Below are 24,630 nucleotides of genomic sequence, written 5' to 3'. Positions count from 1 at the left end.
GTGCGCCCGTCACCTAATGTGAGATTATTAACATGCCATACAACAATGGCCAGACCGTGACACTGAGTGGACCGGACGGGGACGAGATCCGCGTTCGCCTCGAAGTGAACTCGAAAGCGCGGCGCTTGATCCTTCGGCTGGATGAACGCCGCAGGGAAGCGGTCGCTGTTGCGCCTTCACGCCGTCAGATCAAGGACGCGGCAGCCTTTGCGGCTGAACGCGTTGACTGGATTCACAGCCGGTTGCGGCACTTGCCGGATGCAGTCAGTTTCGAGGAAGGCAGCGTGATTTCCTATCGCGGCGCGCCTTGTCGTCTGACCGCCATTGGGGACGGCCGCGTCGCGCGCCTGGTTCCCGGCGATCCGAATACGCTATGCGCCCCGGGCGATCCCGATACATTGCATTTACGCACGACGAGATACCTGAAGAAGCAGGCCCGCGCAGACATCACCCGCGCCGTAAAACGCCATGCCGCCCGCCTGAACGTGACCTATAGCGAGATATCAGTGAAAGACACGCGCTCACGTTGGGGATCGTGCACCGCAGATGGAAAACTGTCCTTCTCGTGGCGACTCATCATGGCGCCGCCAGCTGTCCTTGACTATGTCGCGGCTCATGAGTGCGCGCACTTGCTGGAAATGAACCACTCGCCCCGCTTTTGGGCCCACGTTTCCACCTGTTGCGTGGACTGGAAGACACATCGCAACTGGTTGCGGGTTCATGGTGCCACGCTACAGGCCGCAGGCAGCTAGCCTTGATTGCCGTCAGTGCTGATGTCCTCAGGCTCTTTTGCAACTTCCATTTCACGTGCCGGACCGAAACTGATCAGGGTGACTCCGTCGCCGCCGCGCGCCTCACGGTTCGGCCCAAGGAAGATCAAGGTGCCATCCGGGCGGATTTCCGCGATGATATCGGCTTTCGGGCGATCCTTTCGATACTCCGCAAGATCGTATTCCTCGGTCAGCTTCGTCTTGCCAAAGGTCCAGCCCCGATAGTGATCGCGGATCAGGCCGTCATACCCCCTGCCCCGACGGATCAGGGTGCGTCCGCGCGTACCCATGCCAATGGCGCGTGGATCCTCTTCCTCGGTGTCCTGCGCAGACAGCTGATAGACTCGATGCCGTCCAAGTTCCGGTGCGAAATGCCCGGAAACGAGCGCATTGTAGGGCTCGTTCGCAGACAGGCCGACAACCTGGTCAAACGCCGCATGGTCGAGGCGCACTTCGGCCTCTTCAGACAGGACTTCCCCGAAGAACGTATTCAGTCCCGCCTCACGTGCTGGCCGCAGGCGTCGCCAATTGTTGTCGGCAAGAATCGGCTCGATGCCGACATCTTTCAGAACCTTCGCCAGATCAATGCTCCACGGGTTCACGCCGACCAGCAGGACGCCCGGACGCTCTTTCCGCGCCAGACCAAGACGCCGCGCCAGCGGGCCAATCGTGAATCCGTGCAGGACGACGGTGACAAACACCATAGCGAAAGCAAGCGGAGTGATCTGCTCGGCGCCGGAGAAGTAAAAACGAGAATCCCCGCGTCGACCGAGGTCTTCAAGCAGGGTTGCAAACAGGCTGGACACAGCGACAGCAACGATACCGCGCGGCGCGATCCAGCCAAGCAGGATGGCCTCATTGCGCTTCAGGGTGCCCCAGGTCGCGATCCAAACCGAAAGCGGACGCACAATGAACAGCATCGCCATCAGGAAGGCGAGCGTGTTCCACGTCAACGCGCGGCGGATAACATCCGGCGTCAAATTCGCGGTCAGGATCACAAACACGCCCGAGACAAGCAATACTGCAATGTCTTCCTTGAACTTTCGTAGCTCTGCGAGGCCCGCGAGCCGCGAATTGGCCAGCGTCATGCCGTAGGCCGTCACAGCCACAAGACCGATTTCCTTCTCGATCATTTCTGCCAGAGCGTAGCAAAGGATAATCGAGGCGAAGATGATCGGCGCCTTGAGATATTCAGGTGTCCAGCCCTGACGGAAGGCCCTGACAATCGCCCAGCCAAACGCAAACCCGAGACCCACACCCAGCGCCGCAGCAACGATGATCATCGCGCCTTTGCCAAGAATGGATTCGCCCGTCGCCGCCACGCGGATGATCTCGAACGCGGCAACGGCGAACAACGCACCAACGGGGTCGTTGACGATGCCTTCCCATTTCAGGAACTGACCCGTTCGGCCCCCAAGCTTTGATTGCCGCAGCAAGGGCATGATCACCGTCGGCCCGGTAACCACCAACACGCCTGCAAACACAACGGAACTGCCCCAATCAAGGCCCGCTGCATAGTGCGCGGCAAATGTACCCAACGCCCACGCCAATGGCCCGCCCAGGAACACCATGCGCCGCACGGCAGCGCCCGCATCGCGCAAATTCTCGAACTTCAGAACGAGACCACCCTCAAACAGGATGACCGCGACAGCCAGTGACACAATCGGCCTGAGCAACTCATTGCTGCCGCCATTGAACACTTTTTCCGGATTGAGCAACGGCTCGCCAAAAATGACCGTCCACAGCGGTCCGACGGCGAGACCTGCCAAGGCCATCAACACGATGGCCGGCGCCTGAATGCGCCATGCAATCCATTGTGCGCCGATGCCGAGTGCGCCAATCAATGCGCACGCAAAGATCAACTCGCTGGACCCCGCGGCCGCCAGTGCAAAATCAAATTGGTCCATACCAGCCCCGTTCTAGGTCCACCCTGCCCACCAGTTCGTCAAAAAACTAGGCTTGAGCGGCATTTATGTCATCAGCAAAGTCGAATCCGATCTCACGGGTTCCATAGTCGCCCACTTTGTAGCGCTCGATATGGTCTGAGAACCAGAGCAGGATGTGCTGATAAAGATGGTCGTAAAATGGCTCAGGATCGGCGTCTTTTAGCGGCAGGCTGAACTCGTATTCCGAGCCATCCTCGATCTGGATCATGAATTTGTCGCCAATCTTGCGACACCGCATCACCAGCCGCAGCCAATCGGTGTCGCGGGAAACCCTTACTGCCAAGCCGAATGCAATCGGCCCGAGCAGGCGGAATCCGCGCGGTGGAATGGAAAATGCGGCGTCACCGTGGGCTTTCGGCTTGTACTCGCCGACCGGTGGCACAAGATGGACACAAACGCCGTCACTCGCGCCAAGATAGTCGCAGAAACCACTGCGCACTTCCTCAGCCAATGTTCGGATCCGGTCATAATTCTCGGCAGCGAGGGCCTGATAGGCCTCCACCGTCTCGATCAGTTTATCAAAACGTGACACAGCCTTGCGGCCCCCTTGGTTACCAAAGCCCACATAAATTAGGGTGCCGTAGCGCGGCCTTCAAACTTTAAAGTCGCAACCATGGGGCAATGGTCTGATGCTTTCGGCGTAATCCAGCCTACACCGGGGAAGCGATCTCCATCGTATCGCGCCGCCCGGTAGGGCGAACCAGCGCGAACAATCTCAACATTTGCCGCCGGATTCTGCGCGGCGAGATTTGGCGACAAAAAGATATGGTCCAGCGCACCATAAGTGTCGTCACCGCTATAATGATGCGTCCATCGGTCAAGAGGATCGGCAATTGCGCGGCTGGCCAGATCGACCGCAAAGCCATCGCCGACCAATGGGCCGAGCCCGTGCGACGGGGCTGGCTTGCCGTCTACTTCCCAGTAATCATTGAAGTCACCCAGAATCACCCAATCCTCTGACGCGGGCGTCTCAAAGCGCTGACTGACAATCTTCCGCACAGCCTGGGCTTCCGCTTCACGCACCAAGGCCGTGCGCTTGCGGCCCCCATGCATGGATTTGAAGTGACAGATAAACAGCGTCAGCTGCCGTCCCTCTTTCACAATATCCACTTCCAGACAGTCCCGCCGGAAGACGTAGTCATTCACCGATGCGCCCTTCGGCGGTCGAATGCCAAGCCGGCCAAACGTGGCACGTGCGTGACTGCGCTGAAACACGACAGGGTGCGACGAAAGCAGGCCGACATCGATGCCGCGGCTATCATTGCCTTCGTGCAGGACACGTTGGCCGAAGGGCTGCCCTGCCCAGCGCGACACGTAGCGATTGTCAAATGCGGTGAGCGTGACAAGGTTTTCGACTTCCTGCAGGGCACAAACTTCGGCCTTTGCCGCCACAAGCGCCTGCGCCGTCAGGGTCCGGTCATCCTCCGACAAGACATCGAACACTGCGTCCACCTGCTCAGCGATCCGGGCATCATCGACATCTGTCAGGCGACTGCGCGCATTGGCCAGACCCGAGCGCGCGAAATCACACCGCATCATCAGGTTTTCGCAATTGAACGTGGCCAGTCGAATTTGGGGCATCTACCGGTGATGCGGCTTCATTCCAGTGCGGTCAACGCGCAATGGACGTGAGGCTAGGCTACGGCACGTTCGGTAAAGCGCGCGCTCGTCTGGGCGCGTTCTACAGAGTCAGCGTCCGGGCGCTGTTCGACGGGAATGGCTGTGCGGCCGAGCTCAATGGCTATTCCGGGCTGAACGCCGCTGCCAAAGGCAGACAGTACGGTGCGTACCACATCAAGAGGCTGCGCCTCATCCTCAACAATCTGGCCATAACGCGCTGCAACAGGCCCAACGACGCCATAAGCGAGAAACACACCGAGAAACGTTCCCAGCAGCGCGGTTCCAATCATCATCCCAAGAATGGCTGGTGACTGGTCGATAGACCCCATTGTTTTGATGATACCCAGCACAGCCGCCACGATGCCGAGCGCAGGCAGCGCATCTGCCACCGTATTCAACGCGTTCACGGCCTTCATCCGTTGATCCACATGAAGCGCGACAGCCTGTTCCATATGCGCTTCGGCCCGCGCCGGGTCGGACAGATCCAGCGCCATCAGGCGAAAGGAATCACAGATCATGTCGCGAACCGCCGCATCTGCCTGAACTGCGGGCGCTGTCGCGAAGAGGGCAGAATCGTCCGGATTCTCTATGTCGCGTTCAATCGAGACAAATCCATCCTGACGTGCCCTGCGCATCAGGGTCGCCAACAGGACCAGCAATTCGCGGTGTTGTGCGCGATGCCAGCGGCTACCCTGAAACGAACGAACAAAGCCGCCGAAGGCCTCTTTGGCAACTTTGGGCGAATTCCCGATCAATAGCGTGCCAACAGCCGCGCCGCCGATCAGGGCCAGTTCAAACGGCAATGCCTGCATCACGCCTTGCCCGCCGGTCAGGGCAAGGCCACCCATCACGAGGACGAGCACGAGAACAAGACCGATTAGTTGAGGCAAAATGCGCAGGCTCCGGCAATACTAGAACCGTGACCCTCGCACATTCGTCTTAAGCCAAGCTTACAAGCCCCGCATTTTACTGGGAGATCAGCTGGCCAGAAGTCCTTCCCCACCCATCACCGGATCGTGCTCCGCCACGAGGTGACCAGGGCTGACTTCAACGAGTTTCGGCTTGTACTGGTCCGCATCTGCATCATCGACCAGCTTCGATTTCATGAACCGCAGCGCTGCCCGGCTATCCAGCGGGCTGGGCAAATCGCCCGTCAGGCGCAGGCGCTCGCGATTGCGCTCACCCGTCGGATCGGCGTTTGGCACCGCCGCGATCAGGGCCTTCGTATAGGGATGGCGCGCTTCATTATAGATCGCGTCGCGGCCTGCGAGCTCCACCACGCGGCCCAGGTAAAGCACCATAACGCGGTGGCTGATCTGCCGAACGACCGCGAGATCGTGGCTGATGAAGATCATCGCAAGGCCGAATTCCTTCTGAAGCTCGATCAGAAGATCAACGACTTGCGCCTGGACCGAGACATCCAGCGCAGAGACAGCTTCATCGCAGATCACCAGTTTTGGCTGCAGGATCATGGCGCGGGCGATGCCTACACGCTGGTTCTGCCCGCCCGACAATTCGTGCGGGTAACGGTTGATCAGGTTCGGGTCGAGACCAACGCGCGGCAGGATTTCGCGAACCTTTGCCTCGCGCTCGGCCCGCGTCAGGCGTGGCTGGTGCACCTGAAGCGGTTCCGCGATGGAGGCTCCGATGGACATGCGCGGATCCAGACTGGCCAGCGGATCCTGAAAGACGATCTGCAAATCATCGCGAAGGGCGTTCATTTCCTTCCGCCCGGCCTTCGAGATGTCCCGGCCAAGCCACGCGACCGTGCCATCAGTCGGCGGGATCAAATTCAACACACCGCGCGCAAGGGTGGATTTGCCGCAACCGGACTCGCCGACAACGCCGAGGGTTTCGCCGGGCTTCAGGTCAAAGGAGACGCCGTCCACTGCCTTGAGCGGTTTGGTCTTCCCGAACAGGCCACCTTTGACCGAAATCGGGAAGTGAATTTTCATGTCCTCTACTTTGAGGACCGGCTCTGTGCCTGGCGCTGGAGCATCTGACAGGACAGGACGACCGGGACGGTCCGGCTCATCAATTCTCGGCACGGCATTGAGCAGCATTTTCGTGTAGTCGGCCTGCGGGCGATAGAAAATATCGTCGACGCTCCCCTGCTCCACGATCTCGCCATGACGCATCACGATCACCCGGTCACACATGCGCGCGACGACGCCCATATTGTGCGTGATCAGGGCGATGCCGGTACCGGTCTCACGCTTCAACTCGTCCATCAGCTCAAGCACCTGCGCCTGAACCGTTACATCCAACGCCGTGGTTGGCTCGTCCGCCAGCAGGAGTTCCGGATTGCAAAGCATCGCAATGGCGATCATCACACGCTGGCGCATGCCGCCTGACAGTTCGTGAGGAAACTGGTTCATCCGGCGAGCCGCTTCCGGAATGCGCACATTCTCAAGCCACTCGACGCAGAGGCGGTCTGCCGCTTCGCCCTTCAGTCCCTTGTGAAGGGCCAGCACTTCGCGCATCTGCGCGCCCACTGTCATATGGGGCGTCAGGCTGGTCAGCGGATCCTGAAAGATCATCGACATGCGCGCGCCGCGAATGTCGCGTAGCGTCGCGTCCGGTGCGTCCAGCATGTTGATGCCGTCAAATTCGATCCGCCCGGAGGCGGTTCCGTTGCCCGCGAGCAAGCCGAGCGCAGAGAGGGCCGACTGGCTCTTGCCCGAACCGCTTTCGCCGACAATGCCAAGGCATTCGCCCTTGGCGACATCGAAACTGATACCCTTGACCGCTTCGACCACACCGTCCGGCGTGTCGAAGGAAACCCGTAGATCTTTGACAGAAAGAATAGCCATGATCGCAATCTGTATACGGGACGGCGAAGGCCGCAACGCCCGGTCTGCAGAAAGCCAAAAAAAGGCCGCGCTCATCGGGAAAGAACGCGGCCAAGGAGGAGAAAGCGAGGGCGGGATTCAATGGGAAACCCCGCCTTCGGCAATCGGGTCTCAGAACTTGTATCCGAGCCCCAGTCCCACCACGAGTGGATTGATGTCCACGTCAGCATCCACTGTTGCGCCAAGCGCCGTGGTGAAATCGACAGTCACGTCCGGATTGATCCAGATCTTCTTGATGTCCGCATTGATGGCCCAGCCGCCTGGCTCTCCATCGAGGTCATAATCAACCCCGGCCTGGAGGGCGAGGCCGACGCTGGTATCGTAGTCGATACCGTCCGCGACCGGGCCTTCATCTTCGTTGAAGAAGAAAGTCGCATTGATGCCCGCGCCCACATAGGGCTTCCACTGGCTGTCATTCACGAAATGATATTGAAGTGTCAGCGTCGGCGGCAGCAGCGTAACATCGCCCAGATCAATCGTGGCATTGTCGAGCGCGCCTGGCACCGTGACGCCCGTGGCCTTCACATCATGTGGGGTCACGCCGAGGATCAGTTCCGCTGCGATGTTCTTCGTGAAGAAGTAAGTGATGTCGAGTTCAGGCACGTACTGGTCCGAAATGTCGACATCGCCAGCCAGGCGCGTTCCGGCAACCGACAAGTCTCCGGACTCGTCCGGGAGAACGCCAATCACACGTCCGCGCACCATCCACGGGTTTTCGTCTGCCGATGCGACAGGCGCTGTTCCAAGCCAGGTCGCCCCGGCAACCAGAGAGGCAAGGAGAAGCTGTTTCATGGTCTTTCACTCCAATTTTGGCGCACCAATCTGCGCCGGATGACCGCCACCTACGCCTATGTTTTCATGGGAGTAATTGCCCGTTTTGACGCGCGGGGCCGTGTCGCGCGACATGGCATCGCGAATAAGTAATCTCCCCGATTGCGAGCGCTTCGACCGGTTGCGATTCTGGGAATGTGCGCGCTCAGGCTCTGGGCTCGCCTCTGCCCAGTTTGCAACAGGAAGATGGTTCTCCCACGGTCAGGCTTGAACTTCGCACTGCCGCTAGGGCACATGGGCGTTGAGGAAACATTCGAGCGAGGAACCACGGCATGCCCGTCATCAATTATCTCACAACCTGTATCTTTGACTCCGGCGCACTGAAGCAGCTGGCCGGTACAGCCAAGAAGCTGGGCATGTCTCGCCCCTTCATCGTCACGGATCCGGGCATCAAGGCGGCAGGTATCCTGGCAAAGGTGGAAGACGCGCTAGGCGTTGCACCGGCGGGCGTATTCGCTGAAACGGTTCCCAACCCGACTGAAAAGCAAACCAAGGAAGCTGCCGCGGCCTACAAGGCATGCGGCGCGGATGGCCTGATCGCGCTGGGCGGTGGCTCTTCTATGGACCATGCCAAGGGCATTGGCCTTCTGGTCAGCCATGACGAGCCGCTGGAAACCTATGCGGCGATCACGGGCGGCGCGAAGAAGATCGGCAAGATCCCGCCCCTGATCGCCATTCCGACCACCTCCGGCACTGGCTCTGAAGTGTCCGTCGGCATGGTCATCGTTCTCGAGAATGGGCGCAAGGAAACGATCGTTTCGCCAAACCTGATACCGGCAACAGCAATCTGTGACCCGGATTTGACGCTGGGCCTGCCAGCAGGACTTACCGCTGCAACGGGCATGGATGCTGTCACGCATTGCATCGAGTCCGTGCTCTCCCCTTCCGTGAACCCGCCTGCCGAAGGCATCGCCTATGAAGGCGTGTTCCGCTCGGTCGGGAATGGCTGGTTGAAAAAGGCCGTGCAGGACGGCTCTGATGCAGATGCCCGCTGGCACATGATGATGGCCAGCTATGAGGGCGCACTGGCCTTTGTGAAGGGTCTGGGCGGCGTCCACGCCCTGTCGCATGCTGCGGGCCGCCTGCATGAAAAGAAACTGCACCACGGCACGCTGAATGCGATCTTCCTGCCGCATATCCTGCGCTTCCACGAAGGCACGGCGGATGAGAAATACGCCCGCCTGCGCCAGGCCATGGGCCTGAAACCGGGCGCGGATCTGGGCGATGCGATTGCAGAGCTGAACGCAGATATCGGCATTCCGGCAACGCTTTCCGCAATCGGCCTCAGTGCAGACGATGCGCCGGGCGTTGTGGAATACGCGCTGAAGGATCTGGCGCATTTCGGCAATCCGAAGCCGATGAGCGCTGACGATTACGCGAAAGTCTACGAAGCCGCCCTGTAGACGTTTGTCGTCGCCCGTCGCGGCTTGTTGCGATCTGTCGCCCAGTGTCGCCACAAGTCGCAACATATCGCCAATTGTTTTGCCGGAGGTCGCCAGCGCGTTGCGCCGTGTCGCCTCCGGTAAGCTTTCTCTAGGCTGATGCGCGAATCCGGCGCATAATTGNGACATGCTTCAAGGTCTCTCCACCACNGCCACCCATCTCGGCCTNCTCTTCGGAGCGATGGCCATCGGCGCCTCATGGGTCGCCGCCATCGCATCGCCGAATTGCAGNTTTGACAANCTGGATGGTTCGCGCGCGGATCGGCATGTGCGGGAATTGCTGCTGCAGACCTCAACGCCCATCGCCGGCATGATGNTGGCATCGGGGGCATTCTATCTGCTGGCCACCAGTTGGGCGGCCGCGATCACGGCATTGCTGGCGGCGTTCGGNTTCTTTTCAAATCGCTGGATGCTGGCACCGGGCAAGAAAGCNAAAGGCGTTCGCACNAGCCGCAAAGACCAGCGCGCAGTGTCGGTCAGCTTTTCACTTATGTTCGCTTTGGTGGCGATTGTTTCTGCCGTCCTCGGCATGGTGCGCATCTAGGCGGATCAGGCGAACACCAGCCAGAGACAGCCCATTTCGTGAAGTTTGCGGAAGTCNTCGACGGACTTCTTTGCCGCTTTGCGCGCAATCTCGCCNGCNGCCTTGCGATTGACCGCCAACATCATGGTGCAGATGGCGATNCCCGGCAGGAAAGCCCACCAGACCAGGGCGAGAGAGGCCAGCACACCGGCCAGACATATAAAGTAGGCCACGGCATCCAGAATGCGGAAACGGGCATGCATGTAGCGCCCGAAATCNTTCAGCAATTCCGGCTGCTTGTGCAGGATCTCGGCGTCGATCGCGAACCGTTGGCCCGGCGACTGTTCATAGATCAGCGCCCGCGTCATGCGGCCACCACGATGAGGGTTTGGCTGGCATTTGAGGAACATCGCAATCACTCCACTGCCAGGAGAAAATACGTCCGGCGACTTAAACATACCCTGTCCGGTCTTGGTAAATTTGCGTGAAATTTCCGGACTAACCCGATCGGGCCCGATTGGGGGAGGACACACCCGTCTGGCGAATCCGTTTGCCCTCACTCCGTTTGAGACCTATGCTGCACCGCAACATGGAAGATGTGTGACAAATGCTCTACTCGCTTGTTGAAATGAACCGCGCTGCGATGGCGCCAGTTCGCATCGCCGCCCGGGCCAGCCGCGCCGCGCTCAGCTCTCCGCTGAACCCATTTGGACATACCGAATATGGGCGCTCCCTGTCCGCAATGGCGGACGTGTTCGAAAGCGCCACGCGGTATTATGGCAAGCCGGAATGGCGCATCGACAGCGTGAGCGTGAACAGCGCGCCGGTGGGCGTTACGCCGACCGTCNCCTGGCGTTCGCCGTGGTGCAACATGGTTCATTTCCGCAAGGATCCTGAGGCGCTGGCCNCTGCGCGNAATGCCGANAAGCTGGGCCCGCAGCCGCGCCTTNTGATCGCGGCCCCCCTGTCTGGACACTATGCCACCCTGCTGCGCGGAACCGTTGAGGCCTTCCTGCCGACNCATGATGTCTACATNACCGATTGGCAGGATGCCCGCATGGCGCCGGTTTGGCTCGGNCGGTTCGATCTGGACGANTACATCGACCATATCCGCAACATGCTGACCTTCCTTGGCGCGGGCGCCCATGTGCTGGGCGTGTGCCAACCGGGCCCGCCCGTGCTGGCCGCGATTGCCATGATGGCCGAAGATGATGATCCGGCCCGTCCGGCCTCAATGACTTTCATGGGCTCTCCCATCGACACCCGCCTCAGCCCGACCGTTCCGAACGTTCTGGCAGAGGAAAAGCCGCTGTCATGGTTTGAAGAGAACATGATCCATACCGTGCCGGGCCCCTATCCCGGCATGTTCCGGCGCGTCTATCCGGGCTTNGTCCAGCTTGCCTCGTTCATGAACATGAACTGGTCGCGCCACGTCGATGCGCACTGGAACTTCTTCAACCATCTGGTCGAAGGCGATGGGGACAATGTCGGCAAGCACCGGGAATTCTATGATGAATACCTGTCAGTCCTCGACCTGACCGAAGAATTCTATCTGCAGACCATCGTGCGCGTTTTCCAGGAGCACCAGCTGGCGCGGGGCGTTTATCGCTATCGCGGCACACATGTCGTGAAACCGGAGCTGATCCGCGATGTGGCGCTGATGACGGTAGAGGGTGAAAAGGACGACATCTCTGGCATCGGCCAGACACAGGCCGCTCATGATATCTGCTCCGGCCTGCCGGAAGATATGCAGACGGACTATGTCCAGCCCGGCGTAGGCCATTATGGCGTGTTCAATGGCAAACGCTTCCGCACGGAAATCGCGCCGCGCGTGACGGAGTTCACCAAGCGCTTCACCATGCGCGCCGCCGACGAGGCAGCCGCCGAAAAGCTCGCCTGATCACGCGTTGATGTTATTCAGGCGTCGGTAGAATTCGCGAAATGTCGCGGCAAAGATCGCGCGCCTCACTCAGAACGGTGATCGGCATCGGATCGGGCGCTTCCAGATAGGTGCTCAGCTGCGAGACCGCCTGGGCTTCGGCCTGTTCGCGCGGCAGTTCTGTTTCAGACACTTTCAGGGTCCGGCTGCTCGTGCAGGATTGCTGTTCAAGGATGGCTTTCGGGGTCGCATTCTGTTGCGGCGTGCGCAGGCGCACTGATGCCGGCAGGTCAGGCCCATCCGGCACGGCCACCCAAAGGGCGTTGATGTCTTCCCGATCCGTCGGATCTCGAAAGCGGATCGCGTAGATCAGCCCCTTGTCCAGATGCCGCACTGAATACTCGGCAAACCCGGCATCACTCAGCCCGCCAAGCCACGAGGCGATCATGGCATTGCGCGCCTGCTTGGCTTCCGCACCACGCCAGGCGGCGGCTTCTGAATAAACCTGTTCCTGCGCAAGCCCCTCATCATCGGCGCGCGGGACAAAGGCGGACGCGTATTCAGCATAGCCGATCCAGCCCGCCAGCGCAGATGCCAGCAGGGCCGATCCAAAATGTCTGATCCAGTCGCGTGAAGCCATAAGGGCGCAGTCCAGTTCAACTGGAGCGCACTTTGACAGGCTAAGGGTTAAGGAATGCCCGCTCGATCGCCCACCAGAGCCCAATTACTCCGATGAATGCCGAAACCGGCCATACCAGAACCGGCCGATAAAGGTTTGGCCGACCCGCTTGCCTCAGGACGCTCCTGATCAGGATCGCAAATGCAAGCGCCATGCCGATCACGGCCAACTGGCCAATTTCGACACCAATGTTGAAGCCAATCAGCGCGGGCCAGAAGATGTCAGCCGGCAGGCCGAGATCGCCGAACGCGCCGGCGAACCCCATTCCGTGGATCAGACCGAAGCCAAAGACCAGCGCCGGCCGCCAGGCGCTCGGCTCCCTGAACAGGATGTTCTCCAGCGCGGCCCAGGCGATGGTGAAGGCAATCAAGGGCTCCACAATGCTGGCAGGCGGGGCAATCAGGCCCGCCGCCGTCAGGCCCAGCGTCGCCGTATGCGCGAGGGTAAAGGCCGAGACCTGCCAGAGAAGGGGNCCGATCCGCCGCGTTGAAAAGAACAGCGCCAACACAAACAGGATATGATCCACGCCCATCGGCAGGATGTGTTCAAACCCGATGCGGATGTAGAAGATTCCGGTTTCCAGTGGCGTCCGGTCCAGCGAAATCTCTCCGCCGGGGATGCCGCCCTCAAAGCTGCGGACGCGCCCGGCCCGATCCAGCGCCTGCAACTCGCGGCAAAGGGCCGGGTCCATGCCGCCATCCGGCAGGCACAACTCATCCTCGGGATGGGCGATGGCCGATTGGGACATCAGGGTCGCCGCCAGGCATGCCACAAGGCAGCACAGGATGAAGGCGAGGAACCGGCCCCGCATCAGATCTCGTCCGGCAGGGGCCGTGGCGCTTCCATGATGATAGGGCCGTGATCATGGTCATGGTCGTGTCCCGATCCGTGATCGTGATGATCATGAACCGGAAGCATCGAGATAATGAGCGCGGTCAGGACGCCCAGCGACAGGGCGACCAGGCTGCGCACGGGGGGCTCTTCCTTGAGGGGCGCCATCAGGGGCCCTGTCGCCACATAGAGCAGCAGGCCAGCCGACGCAGCAAACAGCGCGCCAATCGCCTCCGGCCCGAGGAAGTACATGAAAGGTGATGACAGGATCACCCCCAGAGGGGTCGTGGCCGACGCAGCGAGAAAGGCGAACAGGAAGGATTGCCGGTTCGTGAAATTATGGCGGCGCAGGATGGCAAAGGCGATCACGCCTTCCGGAAACTCGTGCAGGATAAGCGATACAGCCGCGTACACGCCCGCCGAAAAGCTGGCGGCAAAGGTGACCGAGTAAATGACGCCATCAATCAAGGAATGGATGGCGATAGCCAGAACCGGCGTGACGGCGGCGATGCGGCCCCCACCCGCACCTTCGGGAAAGAATGTGCTGAGCGTGTAGTTCAGGATCAGGCCGCCAAGAAAGCCGGCCAGCATGAAGTAAGGTGCCCGGGGGCTTGCGGCGAAGGCTTCCGGGGCGATGTGCAACAGGGTGAGCGTGACAAGCATGCCGGCGGCAGCGAGGCCGATGACGGCTGAAAACCGCGCGCTCCAATCCCCGCGCATGGCGACAGCGATCAGCCCGATGGTCGTGACAAACGCCGCGATCAAGCCAAAAAACANGGGNGCTTGCATGGATTCAAACATGGAAAGCGGTCGGCTCGTCCGGTAACAGTCAGGTACGGTTTAAAAACCGCATCCTGCGGCCTTGCGAAGACGTGTTATATGGTACCATTATCCCGCTTGCGAGCAGATTTTCCTGTTTTTACTGAATATCCCGATTGGGGTGAACGGAGCGACGATATGAGTCTTTCATACGGCCGGGGGGCCTTTCTGAGTCTTGCAGGCATGGGGCTGGCGCTTTGCGTCGCGTGCAGCGCGGAGCAGCCCTATGAGCCAGAAGCCACNGAGGCAGCAGCGCCTCCCCCGGTTGAGGCGGTAGAAGACGCCTCGCCTGTTCCGGACACCGAGGCGCATGAGGATCATGACGATCACGCAGAGCANGATGCACANGCCGACCATGATGATGATCACGATGCGCATGAGGAACATGGCGACCATGACGCGCACGACCATCATGAGGATGAGCACGCAGGAGGCGAAGCCCACGTGCATGGCGCGGCTGAACTGGCCGTGACCCAGGAGAACAATTTCGTCACCATCTCCATTGATGCCCCGTTGGCCAATTTCGGCCTTTCGGAGAAGACGAAGAAGAAATCCTCCGATCTTGAAAAATATGCTGAAGGCCTGACAGAACTGATGGGCAATGCCGGGTGTGATCTGGTGGAGCGGTCTGCGGATCTGCGCCGGTCAGGCGATCATGCCGCGATGACACTTTCCATTGTCTGGGATTGTCGCCGGCCAAGCCAACTGGATGGCCTCATGTTCACTGGCTTCGAGACCTATGACGCGTTCGANACTGTCGAGGCCGTCTATCTTGGCGAAGCAGGCGAANCCGCCTCCGCGGTCCTGACGCCGGAAAGCCCGTTCCTGCCTTTCGGATCCTGATATGACGGACCCGGTCGTNTCGATCTCGGATCTGCGCTTTGCNTGGGCTCCTGGCCGCGATGTGCTCGACATTGAGTCGTTCACGCTNAACGCTGGCGAGCGTNTGTTCTTGCGCGGGGCNTCNGGCTCCGGCAAGTCCACCTTGCTCGGCATTNTTGCNGGCGTTCTGGANGCAGGCNCTGGCAGCGTGCAGATTCTGGGGCATGAGCTGACGACACTGAAGCCNGCCNCTCGCGACCGGCTGAGAGCNGATCATCTGGGCGTCATNTTCCAGATGTTCAATCTGGTGCCGTATCTGTCCGTCATCGGAAANGTCACGCTGCCGCTGCGGTTTTCNCCNAAACGGCGGGCNGCCATCGACGGAACGGAAGAGAACGAGGCTCGCCGCCTGCTTGCGCGGCTGGGCCTGACGGATGAATCCCTTCTCTCGCGGCGCGTGTCNGACCTGTCAGTCGGGCAGCAACAGCGCGTCGCGGCGGCACGGGCCCTGATCGGTGGACCTGAAATCGTGATCGCCGACGAGCCGACCTCTGCGCTGGACGCCCATGTACGGGACCAGTTCATCAGCCTGCTGAGTGAGGAAGCCCAGCGCACCGGCGCGGCGCTGCTGTTTGTCAGCCATGATGCCGGACTTGCTGATCATTTCGACCGCGCGGTCGATTTGAGTGACATCAACCGCGCAGGAGTGAACGCATGAGCGCGATCCTTTCGCTGGCCTGGAAAAGCCTGATGAACCGCAAGGGGTCGGTATTGCTGACCCTGCTGGCGGTGGCGTTGTCGGTGGCGCTTTTCCTCGGCGTCGACAAGGCGCGCACAGGCGCACGTGAAGGTTTCGGCAACACGATCTCCGGCACCGAACTGATCGTTGGCGCGCCGACGGGAAGTGTGAACCTTCTGCTTTACTCCGTATTCCGCATGGGCAGCGCCACAGCCGAGATTTCCTGGCCCACCTATCAGCAAATCGCCAATCGCCCGGACGTGGACTGGGCCGTGCCGATTTCCCTCGGTGACAGCCATCGCGGGTTTCGCGTCATGGGCACGACAACGGAATATTTTGATCATTACAAATATGGTCGCCAGCAGGATCTGACGCTGGCGGAAGGCGCGCGGTTTGACGATTTGTTCGATGCTGTGATCGGCGCAGATGTTGCGCGTGAACTTGGCTATGACATTGGCAGCCCGATGATCCTCTCGCACGGGCTGGGGCAGGCAGATTTCGGATCGGGCCACGACAATCGACCCTTCCGTGTCTCTGGTATCCTTGCCCCCACCGGCACACCTGTGGACCAGACGGTACATGTCTCCCTGGAGGCGATCACCGCCATTCATGTCGGCTGGGAAACCGGCGCGAAGAACCCACTGGCGGATACGATCAGCGAAGAGACCATCCGGTCGTTCGACCTGACCCCCAAAACCGTGACCGCCATATTCCTCGGCCTGGAGCGCAAGGGCACGATCCTGACGACGCGCCGCGAGATCAATACCAATCGCGGTGAGCCTCTGATGGCGATCATCCCCTCTCAGGCCCTCGCTGAATTGTGGAGCGTGACCGCGATCGCCGAGCGCGCATTGCTCGCCGTGTCGATCTTCGTGATCGCGGTGGGCGTGGTGTCGATCCTCACCTCCATCCTGACCAGCCTGAATGAGCGCCGCCGGGAGATGTCCATCCTGCGCGCCGTGGGCGCACGGCCCGGTCACATCTTCACCCTGCTCGTTCTGGAAGCCGGGCTTGTCGGATTCCTCGGCGCGCTTGTCGGCATCATTCTGATCCATGCCTTGTTGCTGGTCGCCGGACCGATGGTGGCGGAACGTTTTGGCATTTCCCTGATCGGAACCGGTCTTGGCCTGACAGATCTCTACACATTGCTGGCCGTGACAGGCGCGGCGCTGCTGGCAGGGGCAATCCCGGCCTGGATGGCGTTTCGCCGGTCTTTGGCGGATGGTTTGTCAATTCGCGTGTAAACCGCTCATGCCCACTGGCGGGCGGCGGTTTCACGTCCTAGATTGGGGCGCATGAAACAGATTTCCTCCTTCCTCTTCGCCGCTATGGTCACCACAGCCCTGGCCGCTTGCGGCGCCGCCGAAACGCCGCAGCAAGATACCGCGCAAGAGGCGCAACCCGTTAAACAGGCTGAGGCCACGCCCGCTTCGGATGGGCCGCAAGTCGGAGACAAGATCGGCCAGAGCGACGCCGAGCGCAAAGCCGCCCGAGAGAAAGCCATTGCCGAACGCGCCGCAGAGCGCGAGCGTCAGGCCGCTGAGGCCAAGGCTCGCGGCGTGATCGAGATTGGCTGGGAAGATCTCATGCCGGAGGGCGAGGAAGAGCGCCTTGCCCAGATGTATCAGAGCCAGATGTCCATGCTGTACGGCGCTGGCGGCGGCATCGCGGAAGGCTCTGCCGCGGACGCCATGGTCCAGATCGGCACGTTCAACACCGTGCCCGAGCTGAACGGCAAGAAAGTGCGCATTCCGGGCTATACCGTGCCGTTTGAATATGGCGCGAAGGCGGAGGTGACCGAATTCCTTCTGGTGCCTTATTTCGGCGCCTGTATTCATGCGCCTCCCCCACCGCCGAACCAGACGCTGTTTGTCATGGCTGAAGACCCGATCCTGCTCAAGGATCTGGCGCAAGCCGTCTGGGTCGAAGGTGTTCTGACCGCGCAGACGCAGGAAAGCGATCTGGCCGATGCGGCTTACACGCTGACGCTGACGCACATAGAAAAGTACGAGTACTAGAGAATTCCCGATGGTACCTCTGGCCGGACTCGAACCGGCACTCTGTCACCAGAAACGGATTTTGAATCCGTCGCGTCTACCAATTCCGCCACAGAGGCCCAAAACGGGAGCGCTTCTCCTGCCGATTGCTGCGGCAGATGTCAATCTACTCGACGTAGCGATCAAAGACATCTAACAGCTTTTCCATGACTTCCACCGAGTTTCCGTCCGAAAAGACCCTGCTGCAGACCATCGAGGCGCTGGCCGAACGTGCACCAGAAGAAGGGTTTTCCCTTCGCGCCATCTTTGACCAGCTGGATGAAAGCGCGTTTGGCGCGGGCCTGTTCCTGCTGGCCCTGCCCTGCTGCATTCCGTTTCTCTATGGCGTGCCGCAAATCGTGTCCCTGCCGATGATGGCGCTGGCCGCACAGATGGCGATGGGGCGGGAACAGCCCTGGATGCCGGACAAGCTGGGCAACCGGAAAATCGACCGCAAAGGCCTGACGCAGATGGCGGCGGGCGGTCGCAAATGGCTCGGCTGGATCGAGCGGATTGTTCGCCCGCGCTTCACGATGATCACCGGCAAGCGCTCCGAGCGGGTGATCGGCCTGTTCCTGTGCATTTTCTGTGCGTCGATTCTCGTGCCGCTGCCGATGACCAACACGGTGCCCGGCTTTGCCGTGGCGATTGCCTCGTTCGGCCTGATGCAGAAAGACGGGCTCATGGTCATCGCCGGATTGATCATCGGATCGGCATGGGTCAGCGGCCTGGCCGGCGCGGTCATGTTCGGCGCGGTCAGCCTGTTTGGCTGACAAATAACGACAAAGTGACCTTGCGCCGCATTGTGGTCCTGCTGTTGCCCGGCTTTAGCTGACGCATGGATTTTGTGAGATCCCTTCTGAAAGACTGGAAATGGCCACTCGTGGCGATGACGCTGTCTGCCCTCATGCTGGCAGCCGCACACGCCTTTGAGACATTTGGCGGTCTCGCCCCCTGCCCGCTCTGCCTGCGGCAACGTGAAGTCTATTGGGCGTTGATCGCCATGACAGTAACGGGACTGGTCCTGTGGCGGCTGATCCCGAAGCGGCGCTTCCTCGTGGCCTTGAACGTGATGATCGGCCTCGCCTTCATTGTGGGCGTGATCGTCGCCTTCTACCATGCCGGCGTGGAATGGGGCCTGTTGCCACCGCCAGAAGGATGCAGCGGCGAAGGGCCGATCGACCCGCTCGTCATCCGCGACTTCAACGAACCGATGCATGTCCCCTCCTGTACGGATGCGCCCTTCTATATTCTGGGCCTCTCCATGGCAGGTTGGAACGGTGTGATTGCGGGCATCATGGCTGTGGCCAGTTTTGTGGCCGCCGGCGCGACGTGGCGCGGCGCCGTCGGCCCGGAAGAAACCGCCTGATCTAGAGCGGCGGCGCCGTCGGGCGCTTGAGGCGTTGTTCCCGGATGGTGATGTACATGGTCGCGCCGACGATCACGATTGTGCCGATCCAGGTCCAGGTTCCCGGCAGAACGTGGAACAGCCCCCAATCCACAAGCGCCGCCATCGGCAACCGCATATAGTCGATCGGCGACAGGAAGGACGCGTCGCCTACGCTCATGCCGCGAATGTAGAAATATTGTCCGACAACGCCGCACATCCCCATCACGCCAATATAGCCCCAGTCGCCAAGGGATGGTGGCACGTCCGGCCAGGTGTAGATGGCGAGCGGCAACAGCATCACCGACGAGAGCAAATTTGCCCAGATCAGCAGGGTCATCGGACGGTGCAGGCGCGTCAGGGACTTCACCAGCGTGATCGCCCCGGCCATGCAGAACGCGGCGATCAGCGCCAGTACCATGCCCAGACTGACGCCCAGCTGCGGCTGCATCATGATCATCACGCCGATACATCCGGCGATCGTCGCCCCCCAGCGATGGGGTCCAACCCGTTCTCGCAGGAAAATCACCGCGCAGATCGTGACGAACATGGCGCGGGAGAAACTGATCGCATTGAATTCCGACAGCGGCAGGCCGACAGAATCCGAAACGGCATAAAACCCGACCGCAAAGCCCAGCGTTCCGAACAGGCTGCGCAGGAACAGCATGCCCGGCTGATGCACTTTCATGATGCTGAGCCCCTGCTGGAAGATCACGGGCAACACCACGATCAACGCGACACCTGACCGCCAGAATGCGAGGAAACCGGGATCGAAATGCGCTGATTGCAGCTTCGACAGGGTAAGGAACACGGTAAAGCTGGCGCCTGAAGCCAGCATCCAGAGCGCGCCCTCAATGTTGCGCGAAGCAGGCTTGCCCTCTAGGTCTGTGATTTGAGACTGATCGGGGCGAGTATTCATGGGCTGTTTTACGCCTTCCGAACTGGAGGAAATCGACCGCCTGTGGCGTGAGCTGCCTGCCGATCACATGTGGACCGGCTGGGCCGCATCGGGACACGAACCTGAACAGGTCTGGATCTTCCGAACACGCGCCCATTGGCGCCGGTTCCCCCTCAGTAAGTCAAAAACCGGGTTTGTGATAGCTGACGAGATCGGACGTCCCGTCGCACGTGCAAAGACGCTGCCTGCATTGCTGGCCAAGGTCGAGTCCATCCCCGGCATAGAGGCGCTATCGGAAGACCCATAGCGCCTCGGGCAGGCATCAATTGCCCATCTGGGCGCGCATCTGTTCAGCTTGCTCCGGCGTGATGCCCAGCGCATCCAGAAGCGGCCCGCCAGCTGATTCGTCCCAGGAGTGGCGCGGGCCAACCGTCATGCCGCCATCCACCAGGAACTCACCTCCGGTGATGAAACTCGCCGCATCAGATGCGAGGAACGCCGCCATCTCGGCAATGTCCTCACCCTTACCAACCCGTCCGGCCGGCTGCATGCTGCCGCCCGCCTCGACCAGCATGGCCGCCATCTGGTCGGCCTGTTCGCGCGGCAAGCCGAGCGATGCGCCAAAGATGGATGTGGCGATGAAACCCGGCAGGACCGCGTTCACGCGAATGCCGTACTTGGACAGCTCCGCCGCGGCCAGTTTCGAGAAATGCGCCACGCCCTTCTTGGCGACAGAATAGGTGATCGGCGCATAGCCTGCGCAGACGGCGCTGATGGACGACGTGTTGATGATAGAGCCGCCATTTTCCTTCATGTGCGGAACCGCGAATTTCGTGCCGGCGAAGACCTGTTTCAGCAAGAGCGACATGGTCTGGTCATAGGCGTCCAGGTCCAGCTCTTCGATCGGGTCGGGCGTGCCGCCATGCCCGGCATTGTTCCAGAGGATGTCGAGCCGGCCAAAGTGATCAACGGCCGCACCCATAATGCCTTCGAGCTGGGCCATGTCGGTGACGTCACAGTGAACGAACAGGACCTTGTCATCGCCGAACCGCGTTTGCAGCGCCTGGCCCTTTTCGTCCTGAATATCGCTAGCGACCACTTTCGCGCCGGCGGCCACAAATGTTTCGACCCCCGCCAGGCCGATGCCGCTGGCACCGCCTGTGATGATGGCAACCTTGCCGTCCAGATTGGCCATATGCGTATTCCTCCCGTTTTGTTTTTCAGGAGAATGCGCGCCCTTTCCCCGCGGTTCGTCAATGCCTGCGGGAAAATTTACTTGTCCGGTTTGGACAGTCCAAAGCGCTTCCAGAACACACCGTCCAGCATACGCTTGGGCAACAGGTTCGGGACGTACCAATTGGTCAACTTGTTCGGCACAGGCGCATATCTTGCGCGCGGTGTCGCGTCGTCCAGCGCGATCTCGATCACCTTGGCGATCTGTTCCGGAGGCAGGCCATCGCGTCCCCCCTTCAGCATGACCTGCTCGAATTTTTCCAATGCCTCTGACCATGCGCTGCCGGAATACGGACCATCGGAATTTGCTTCCTCGGCCTTGTCCCAGATCGGCGTCTTCACAGAACCCGGCCCGATGGCAATGGCATCGATACCGAAGATGACAAGCTCCCGGCGCAGGGAATCCGTCATCGCCTCGACCGCATGCTTCGTGGCAGTATAGGCCCCGAGGAATGGCGCCGAGACACGGCCGCCGACGCTTGTGATGTTGATGATACGCCCGGGCGCGCCAGTCCGCGCCTTGTCCATGCCCAGCAGCGGCGCAAACGCCTGCGAGGCGCGCAACAGGCCGAAGACATTCACCTCGAAATGCGCCTTGAAATCATCCAGCGGCTGGATCGCAAGCGGGCCCATGTTTGCGATGCCCGCATTGTTGACCAGCCCAGTCAGCGTCTGTCCCTTCAGGAGTTCTGAGACGGCCTCAACCGCGGCATCGACCTGATCCTGTTTGGTGACGTCGAGGATCAGAGGGCGAATGTCGCCTTCTGACCGCGCGCTCAGCGCATCGGCATCTGCCTGCTTTCGCACGCCCGCAAAGACGCACCAGCCATGCTTGGCAAGATAGAGCGCGGCAGCGGCACCAATGCCGGTGGATGCGCCGGTGATTACGACAGTCTTCATGCGGGATATCCTTCCAATGTCGGATCTTCAGAAAACTATACGCACAGACAGGACAAATGGGTTTACTCGCCCTGCTTTCCCCCCTCAATCACACGGAATGCCGGGCGCTTCGGAGGATCAGACTGACGAACAGGCGCCTCTGCAGGCTTGGGCGGCGTGTCCTTGGGAGGGTCTGGTTTCAGATCAGAGGCACGAACCAGTTTCGGCGTGCCACGCACCGGCTTTTCAGCCTCGGGCGGCGGCGTATCCTCTTCGAGATCATCATCCAGCTGGCGCACACGCGGAGGCGGTCGCTTGTTGAAGCCACCAGGCTTCTTCTTCTTCGCGCCAAAGCCCGAGCGCGCCTTGCCGCGGGCCTTCTTGTCGATTTCCTTCAGCTTCATCTGCTGCAGGCTGGACAACGCCTCACCGTCACTGCCCTTCAGCGGGTCGGCAAAGGCGGAGCCATAGGTCTCGATCCGCTCTTCGACCTCTTCAAGAAATTGCTTTTCCCAATCGGACAAGGGCGGGCCGAGGCCCTGCTCAGCCAAGGCCGCCGCTTTCCGCAGCTTGCGGAGCGCCGCACGTTTCTTGCGTTCGTCGACATCTCGGCCCATGAGCGGAGAATATGGTGATTATTGCGCCGGACGCAAACCCGCTCAGGCTTCGCCGAGGGCCAACAAATAGGTGTCGAGCACCATTTCCTGTTCTTCGCGCTCAGCCTTGTCGACCTTGCGCAGTTTGATCACCTGGCGCAGCGCCTTGGTGTCAAAGCCGAACGCCTTGGCTTCGGCGTAGATTTCCTTGATCTGCTCGGCGACCTCTTTCTTCTCCTCTTCCAGACGCTCGATCTTGGCGACGGTCTGGCGGAGTTTCTCGCGGGTCGCTTCGGTGAGATGGGTGATCGAGGCGTCGTCGTCCATGAGAGTCTCCTTGGGAATCGGGTTCGAAAAAGAAGGCGCGTCTTAGCCGGAGTTTCACTCGCTGGCCAGACGGCGAATGGCGTCAGCGACAGCGCCGCCCTCACCATGATGCGGCATATGCCCTTCATGCGGCAGGATCACGAGATCAACAGGCACCTGTTTCTTGAGTTCGCCGACATGAAGCTTTGGCGAAATCACCGTGTCGCCGCTGCCGGAAAACACCGTGATCGGCAGGTCCAGCTCTCCATAGCGTTTCGACTGCTCCGCCAACTGGTCTTCCAGCGCTTTCACATCCCGTGCATTGGCGCGGAAATTCCTGGGGCGGAACAGCAATCCGATGGCGGATTTTTCCGAATAGGCATCAGGGGCGGGCGCAGGATCGAATACGCTCGTGATCCCCCCGGCGAGCTGGCCGGGGCCAACAATCGGCGGCAGCTGGCTGAACATGGGGCCAATCACCGGTGGCGCAGCAAGCGAATTGTACCAGGCCTGACCACCGCCGCCCCAATCATGGGTGACCGGTGCCAGCAGGACGAGCCCTTTCACAAGCTCTGGCCTGTCCAATGCGACCCGCAAGGCGACTGCACCGCCGAAGGAATGCCCCACAAGGACGGCCTTTTCACCCGGTGCCAGCGTATCGAGCACGCCCGCCATCTGCTCGGCCTGTACGCCGAGGTCGTGCGCGCCATCCGGTCGGTCTGAATACCCGTGACCGGGACGGTCAGCCATGAAGATGCGATGCTCGTCGCGAAGGCGCGGAGACAGCGTCCAGGTAAACTCGCGCGCATTCGCGCTGGCTCCGTGGATCATCAGGACGGGCGGGCCAGCCTCCCCTTCCTGGATCACGTGCACCGTTTCGCCATTTACCGGCACAGTTGCGCCGACCGGCGGATGCTGGGACTCGATCTTGTTCTTGTAGGCGGCGCTGGTCACGCACGCGCCCGTACCAAGTGCGCAAAGACCGAGAGCGGTGGCCGTAATCATGCGCCTCAAAGGCCCTGACCTTCAGAGATCTTGGACAGCCGCTTCTCTGCGGCAATCGCCTGCTGCATGCGCGGATAGATTTTCAGGGCCTCCCGATAGGCTTCAAGCGCGTTCTTGGGAGAGCCCATCTGTTCGAACATGATGCCGAGACCAGACCACGCACCGAAATGCCGGGGCTCCAGCCGCAAGGTCTCGTTCAGGTCCCGCAGGGCTTCAGGATAATTCTCGTCCATCAGGAAGAGTGACGCCCGGCGGTTCCACGCTTCGGCATAATCCGGCTTGATCAATATGGCGCGATCATAAAAGGCCCGCGCCGTTTCAAGATCGCCGCCCGTTTGGGCGTCCACGCCCCGCTGCATGATGACATCCACAGTGGGCGAACCGGACTCCATCCACGAGGCCCAGATGTCCATGGCAACGTCATGCGCTTCGCTGTCGCTGGGGGCGGCGCGCAATTTTTCGAACATGTCTTCACTGGGTTCAGCATGAGCTGCCCCCGCAAGGAACAGAACTGCCAGAAAAAGCGCGCGTATCATG

25 protein-coding genes and 1 tRNA gene are annotated in these 24,630 nt (G+C 60.7%); 9 read left to right on the top strand and 17 right to left on the bottom strand.

Annotated features, from left to right (window positions below; all coding sequences use genetic code 11):
* The first annotated feature begins 32 nt into the window (after positions 1–32).
* Positions 33–752, top strand: a complete 720-nt coding sequence (locus CBB91_RS05710) for a SprT family zinc-dependent metalloprotease (RefSeq protein ID WP_273012716.1) — start codon at positions 33–35, stop codon at positions 750–752.
* Here the strand turns inward: CBB91_RS05710 and CBB91_RS05705 are convergent.
* The 6 genes from CBB91_RS05705 to CBB91_RS05680 form a co-directional block, all read right to left on the bottom strand.
* Complete coding sequence (locus CBB91_RS05705) at positions 749–2,677, bottom strand: sodium:proton antiporter (protein ID WP_273012715.1); 1,929 nt, start codon at positions 2,675–2,677, stop codon at positions 749–751. The genes CBB91_RS05710 and CBB91_RS05705 overlap by 4 nt on opposite strands.
* 46 nt (positions 2,678–2,723) lie before the next feature.
* Positions 2,724–3,248 (bottom strand): hypothetical protein, encoded by a 525-nt coding sequence (locus CBB91_RS05700; protein ID WP_035548261.1) that lies wholly within the window; start codon positions 3,246–3,248, stop codon positions 2,724–2,726.
* 38 nt (positions 3,249–3,286) lie between these two features.
* A complete protein-coding gene (locus CBB91_RS05695; RefSeq protein WP_273012713.1) occupies positions 3,287–4,297 on the bottom strand; it encodes an endonuclease/exonuclease/phosphatase family protein in 1,011 nt (336 codons plus the stop codon).
* A 53-nt stretch (positions 4,298–4,350) separates the two neighbouring features.
* Entirely contained in the window at positions 4,351–5,226 is an 876-nt protein-coding gene (motA, locus tag CBB91_RS05690) for a flagellar motor stator protein MotA (RefSeq protein ID WP_273012711.1), read from the bottom strand.
* An 87-nt stretch (positions 5,227–5,313) separates the two neighbouring features.
* Positions 5,314–7,149, bottom strand: coding sequence for a dipeptide ABC transporter ATP-binding protein (locus tag CBB91_RS05685; RefSeq protein ID WP_273012709.1), 1,836 nt, complete (start codon positions 7,147–7,149; stop codon positions 5,314–5,316).
* A gap of 150 nt (positions 7,150–7,299) precedes the next feature.
* Complete coding sequence (locus tag CBB91_RS05680) at positions 7,300–7,980, bottom strand: OmpW family outer membrane protein (RefSeq protein ID WP_035547465.1); 681 nt, start codon at positions 7,978–7,980, stop codon at positions 7,300–7,302.
* A 311-nt stretch (positions 7,981–8,291) separates the two neighbouring features.
* On the opposite strand from CBB91_RS05680, the gene CBB91_RS05675 reads away from it, so the two are divergent.
* Complete coding sequence (locus CBB91_RS05675) at positions 8,292–9,422, top strand: iron-containing alcohol dehydrogenase (protein WP_273012707.1); 1,131 nt, start codon at positions 8,292–8,294, stop codon at positions 9,420–9,422.
* Positions 9,423–10,591: 1,169 nt separating this feature from the next.
* Entirely contained in the window at positions 10,592–11,884 is a 1,293-nt protein-coding gene (phaZ, locus tag CBB91_RS05670) for a polyhydroxyalkanoate depolymerase (RefSeq protein ID WP_273012705.1), read from the top strand.
* Positions 11,885–11,897: 13 nt separating this feature from the next.
* Here the strand turns inward: phaZ and CBB91_RS05665 are convergent, their stop codons facing one another.
* From CBB91_RS05665 to CBB91_RS05655, 3 genes are all read right to left on the bottom strand, one after another.
* Positions 11,898–12,503, bottom strand: coding sequence for a hypothetical protein (locus CBB91_RS05665; RefSeq protein ID WP_035547474.1), 606 nt, complete (start codon positions 12,501–12,503; stop codon positions 11,898–11,900).
* A gap of 40 nt (positions 12,504–12,543) precedes the next feature.
* Complete coding sequence (locus CBB91_RS05660) at positions 12,544–13,353, bottom strand: HupE/UreJ family protein (protein WP_272981860.1); 810 nt, start codon at positions 13,351–13,353, stop codon at positions 12,544–12,546.
* Positions 13,353–14,138 (bottom strand): ZIP family metal transporter, encoded by a 786-nt coding sequence (locus CBB91_RS05655; RefSeq protein ID WP_345906736.1) that lies wholly within the window; start codon positions 14,136–14,138, stop codon positions 13,353–13,355. The genes CBB91_RS05660 and CBB91_RS05655 overlap by 1 nt, the downstream gene beginning before the upstream one ends.
* Positions 14,139–15,036: 898 nt before the next feature.
* Here CBB91_RS05655 and CBB91_RS05650 point away from each other — a divergent pair.
* From CBB91_RS05650 to CBB91_RS05640, 3 genes are read left to right on the top strand one after another with little or no spacing between them, the layout of a single operon-like run.
* The gene (locus CBB91_RS05650; RefSeq protein WP_273012700.1) at positions 15,037–15,732 is read left to right on the top strand and encodes an ATP-binding cassette domain-containing protein; all 696 of its coding nucleotides are present in this window, start codon (positions 15,037–15,039) and stop codon (positions 15,730–15,732) included.
* Positions 15,729–16,997 (top strand): ABC transporter permease, encoded by a 1,269-nt coding sequence (locus CBB91_RS05645; RefSeq protein ID WP_035547482.1) that lies wholly within the window; start codon positions 15,729–15,731, stop codon positions 16,995–16,997. Before CBB91_RS05650 ends, CBB91_RS05645 begins: the two co-directional genes overlap by 4 nt.
* Before the next feature lie 51 nt (positions 16,998–17,048).
* Positions 17,049–17,771: a DUF3299 domain-containing protein gene (locus CBB91_RS05640; RefSeq protein WP_035547484.1), complete on the top strand. Its 723-nt coding sequence runs from the start codon at positions 17,049–17,051 to the stop codon at positions 17,769–17,771.
* Positions 17,772–17,782: 11 nt separating this feature from the next.
* On the opposite strand, the gene CBB91_RS05635 is transcribed toward CBB91_RS05640, so the two are convergent.
* Positions 17,783–17,869: transfer RNA gene (locus CBB91_RS05635), tRNA-Leu, on the bottom strand.
* 87 nt (positions 17,870–17,956) lie between these two features.
* On the opposite strand from CBB91_RS05635, the gene CBB91_RS05630 reads away from it, so the two are divergent.
* Together CBB91_RS05630 and CBB91_RS05625 are read left to right on the top strand one after the other, a co-directional pair.
* Positions 17,957–18,562, top strand: coding sequence for an exopolysaccharide biosynthesis protein (locus CBB91_RS05630; protein WP_035547486.1), 606 nt, complete (start codon positions 17,957–17,959; stop codon positions 18,560–18,562).
* A gap of 65 nt (positions 18,563–18,627) precedes the next feature.
* Positions 18,628–19,158, top strand: coding sequence for a disulfide bond formation protein B (locus tag CBB91_RS05625; RefSeq protein ID WP_273012698.1), 531 nt, complete (start codon positions 18,628–18,630; stop codon positions 19,156–19,158).
* Between the two features lies 1 nt (position 19,159).
* Here the strand turns inward: CBB91_RS05625 and CBB91_RS05620 are convergent, their stop codons facing one another.
* Positions 19,160–20,095: a DMT family transporter gene (locus tag CBB91_RS05620; RefSeq protein WP_273012697.1), complete on the bottom strand. Its 936-nt coding sequence runs from the start codon at positions 20,093–20,095 to the stop codon at positions 19,160–19,162.
* Between CBB91_RS05620 and CBB91_RS05615 the strand changes: the two genes are divergently transcribed.
* Entirely contained in the window at positions 20,094–20,381 is a 288-nt protein-coding gene (locus tag CBB91_RS05615) for a hypothetical protein (protein WP_035547494.1), read from the top strand. The two genes, CBB91_RS05620 and CBB91_RS05615, sit on opposite strands and share 2 nt — an antisense overlap.
* 15 nt (positions 20,382–20,396) lie before the next feature.
* Here the strand turns inward: CBB91_RS05615 and CBB91_RS05610 are convergent, their stop codons facing one another.
* The 6 genes from CBB91_RS05610 to CBB91_RS05585 form a co-directional block, all read right to left on the bottom strand.
* A complete protein-coding gene (locus CBB91_RS05610; RefSeq protein ID WP_273012696.1) occupies positions 20,397–21,269 on the bottom strand; it encodes an SDR family oxidoreductase in 873 nt (290 codons plus the stop codon).
* 77 nt (positions 21,270–21,346) lie between these two features.
* On the bottom strand, positions 21,347–22,207 hold the full coding sequence (locus CBB91_RS05605) for an SDR family oxidoreductase (protein ID WP_273012695.1): 861 nt from the start codon (positions 22,205–22,207) through the stop codon (positions 21,347–21,349).
* A gap of 62 nt (positions 22,208–22,269) precedes the next feature.
* Positions 22,270–22,803: a hypothetical protein gene (locus tag CBB91_RS05600; protein WP_273012693.1), complete on the bottom strand. Its 534-nt coding sequence runs from the start codon at positions 22,801–22,803 to the stop codon at positions 22,270–22,272.
* Between the two features lie 42 nt (positions 22,804–22,845).
* Positions 22,846–23,109, bottom strand: a complete 264-nt coding sequence (locus CBB91_RS05595) for a DUF2312 domain-containing protein (protein WP_027836821.1) — start codon at positions 23,107–23,109, stop codon at positions 22,846–22,848.
* Positions 23,110–23,163: 54 nt separating this feature from the next.
* The gene (locus CBB91_RS05590) at positions 23,164–24,093 is read right to left on the bottom strand and encodes an alpha/beta hydrolase (protein WP_273012690.1); all 930 of its coding nucleotides are present in this window, start codon (positions 24,091–24,093) and stop codon (positions 23,164–23,166) included.
* Positions 24,094–24,098: 5 nt separating this feature from the next.
* Positions 24,099–24,629 carry a tetratricopeptide repeat protein gene (locus CBB91_RS05585; protein WP_345906735.1) on the bottom strand — a complete coding sequence of 177 codons (531 nt, stop codon included), beginning with the start codon at positions 24,627–24,629 and terminating at the stop codon, positions 24,099–24,101.
* Position 24,630: the final 1 nt, after the last annotated feature.

Origin of the sequence: Hyphomonas sp. TMED31 (genome assembly GCF_002172815.1) — a bacterium.
Classification (GTDB): Bacteria; Pseudomonadota; Alphaproteobacteria; order Caulobacterales; family Hyphomonadaceae; genus Hyphomonas; species Hyphomonas atlantica.
This window is presented reverse-complemented; position numbering and strand designations above follow the sequence as displayed.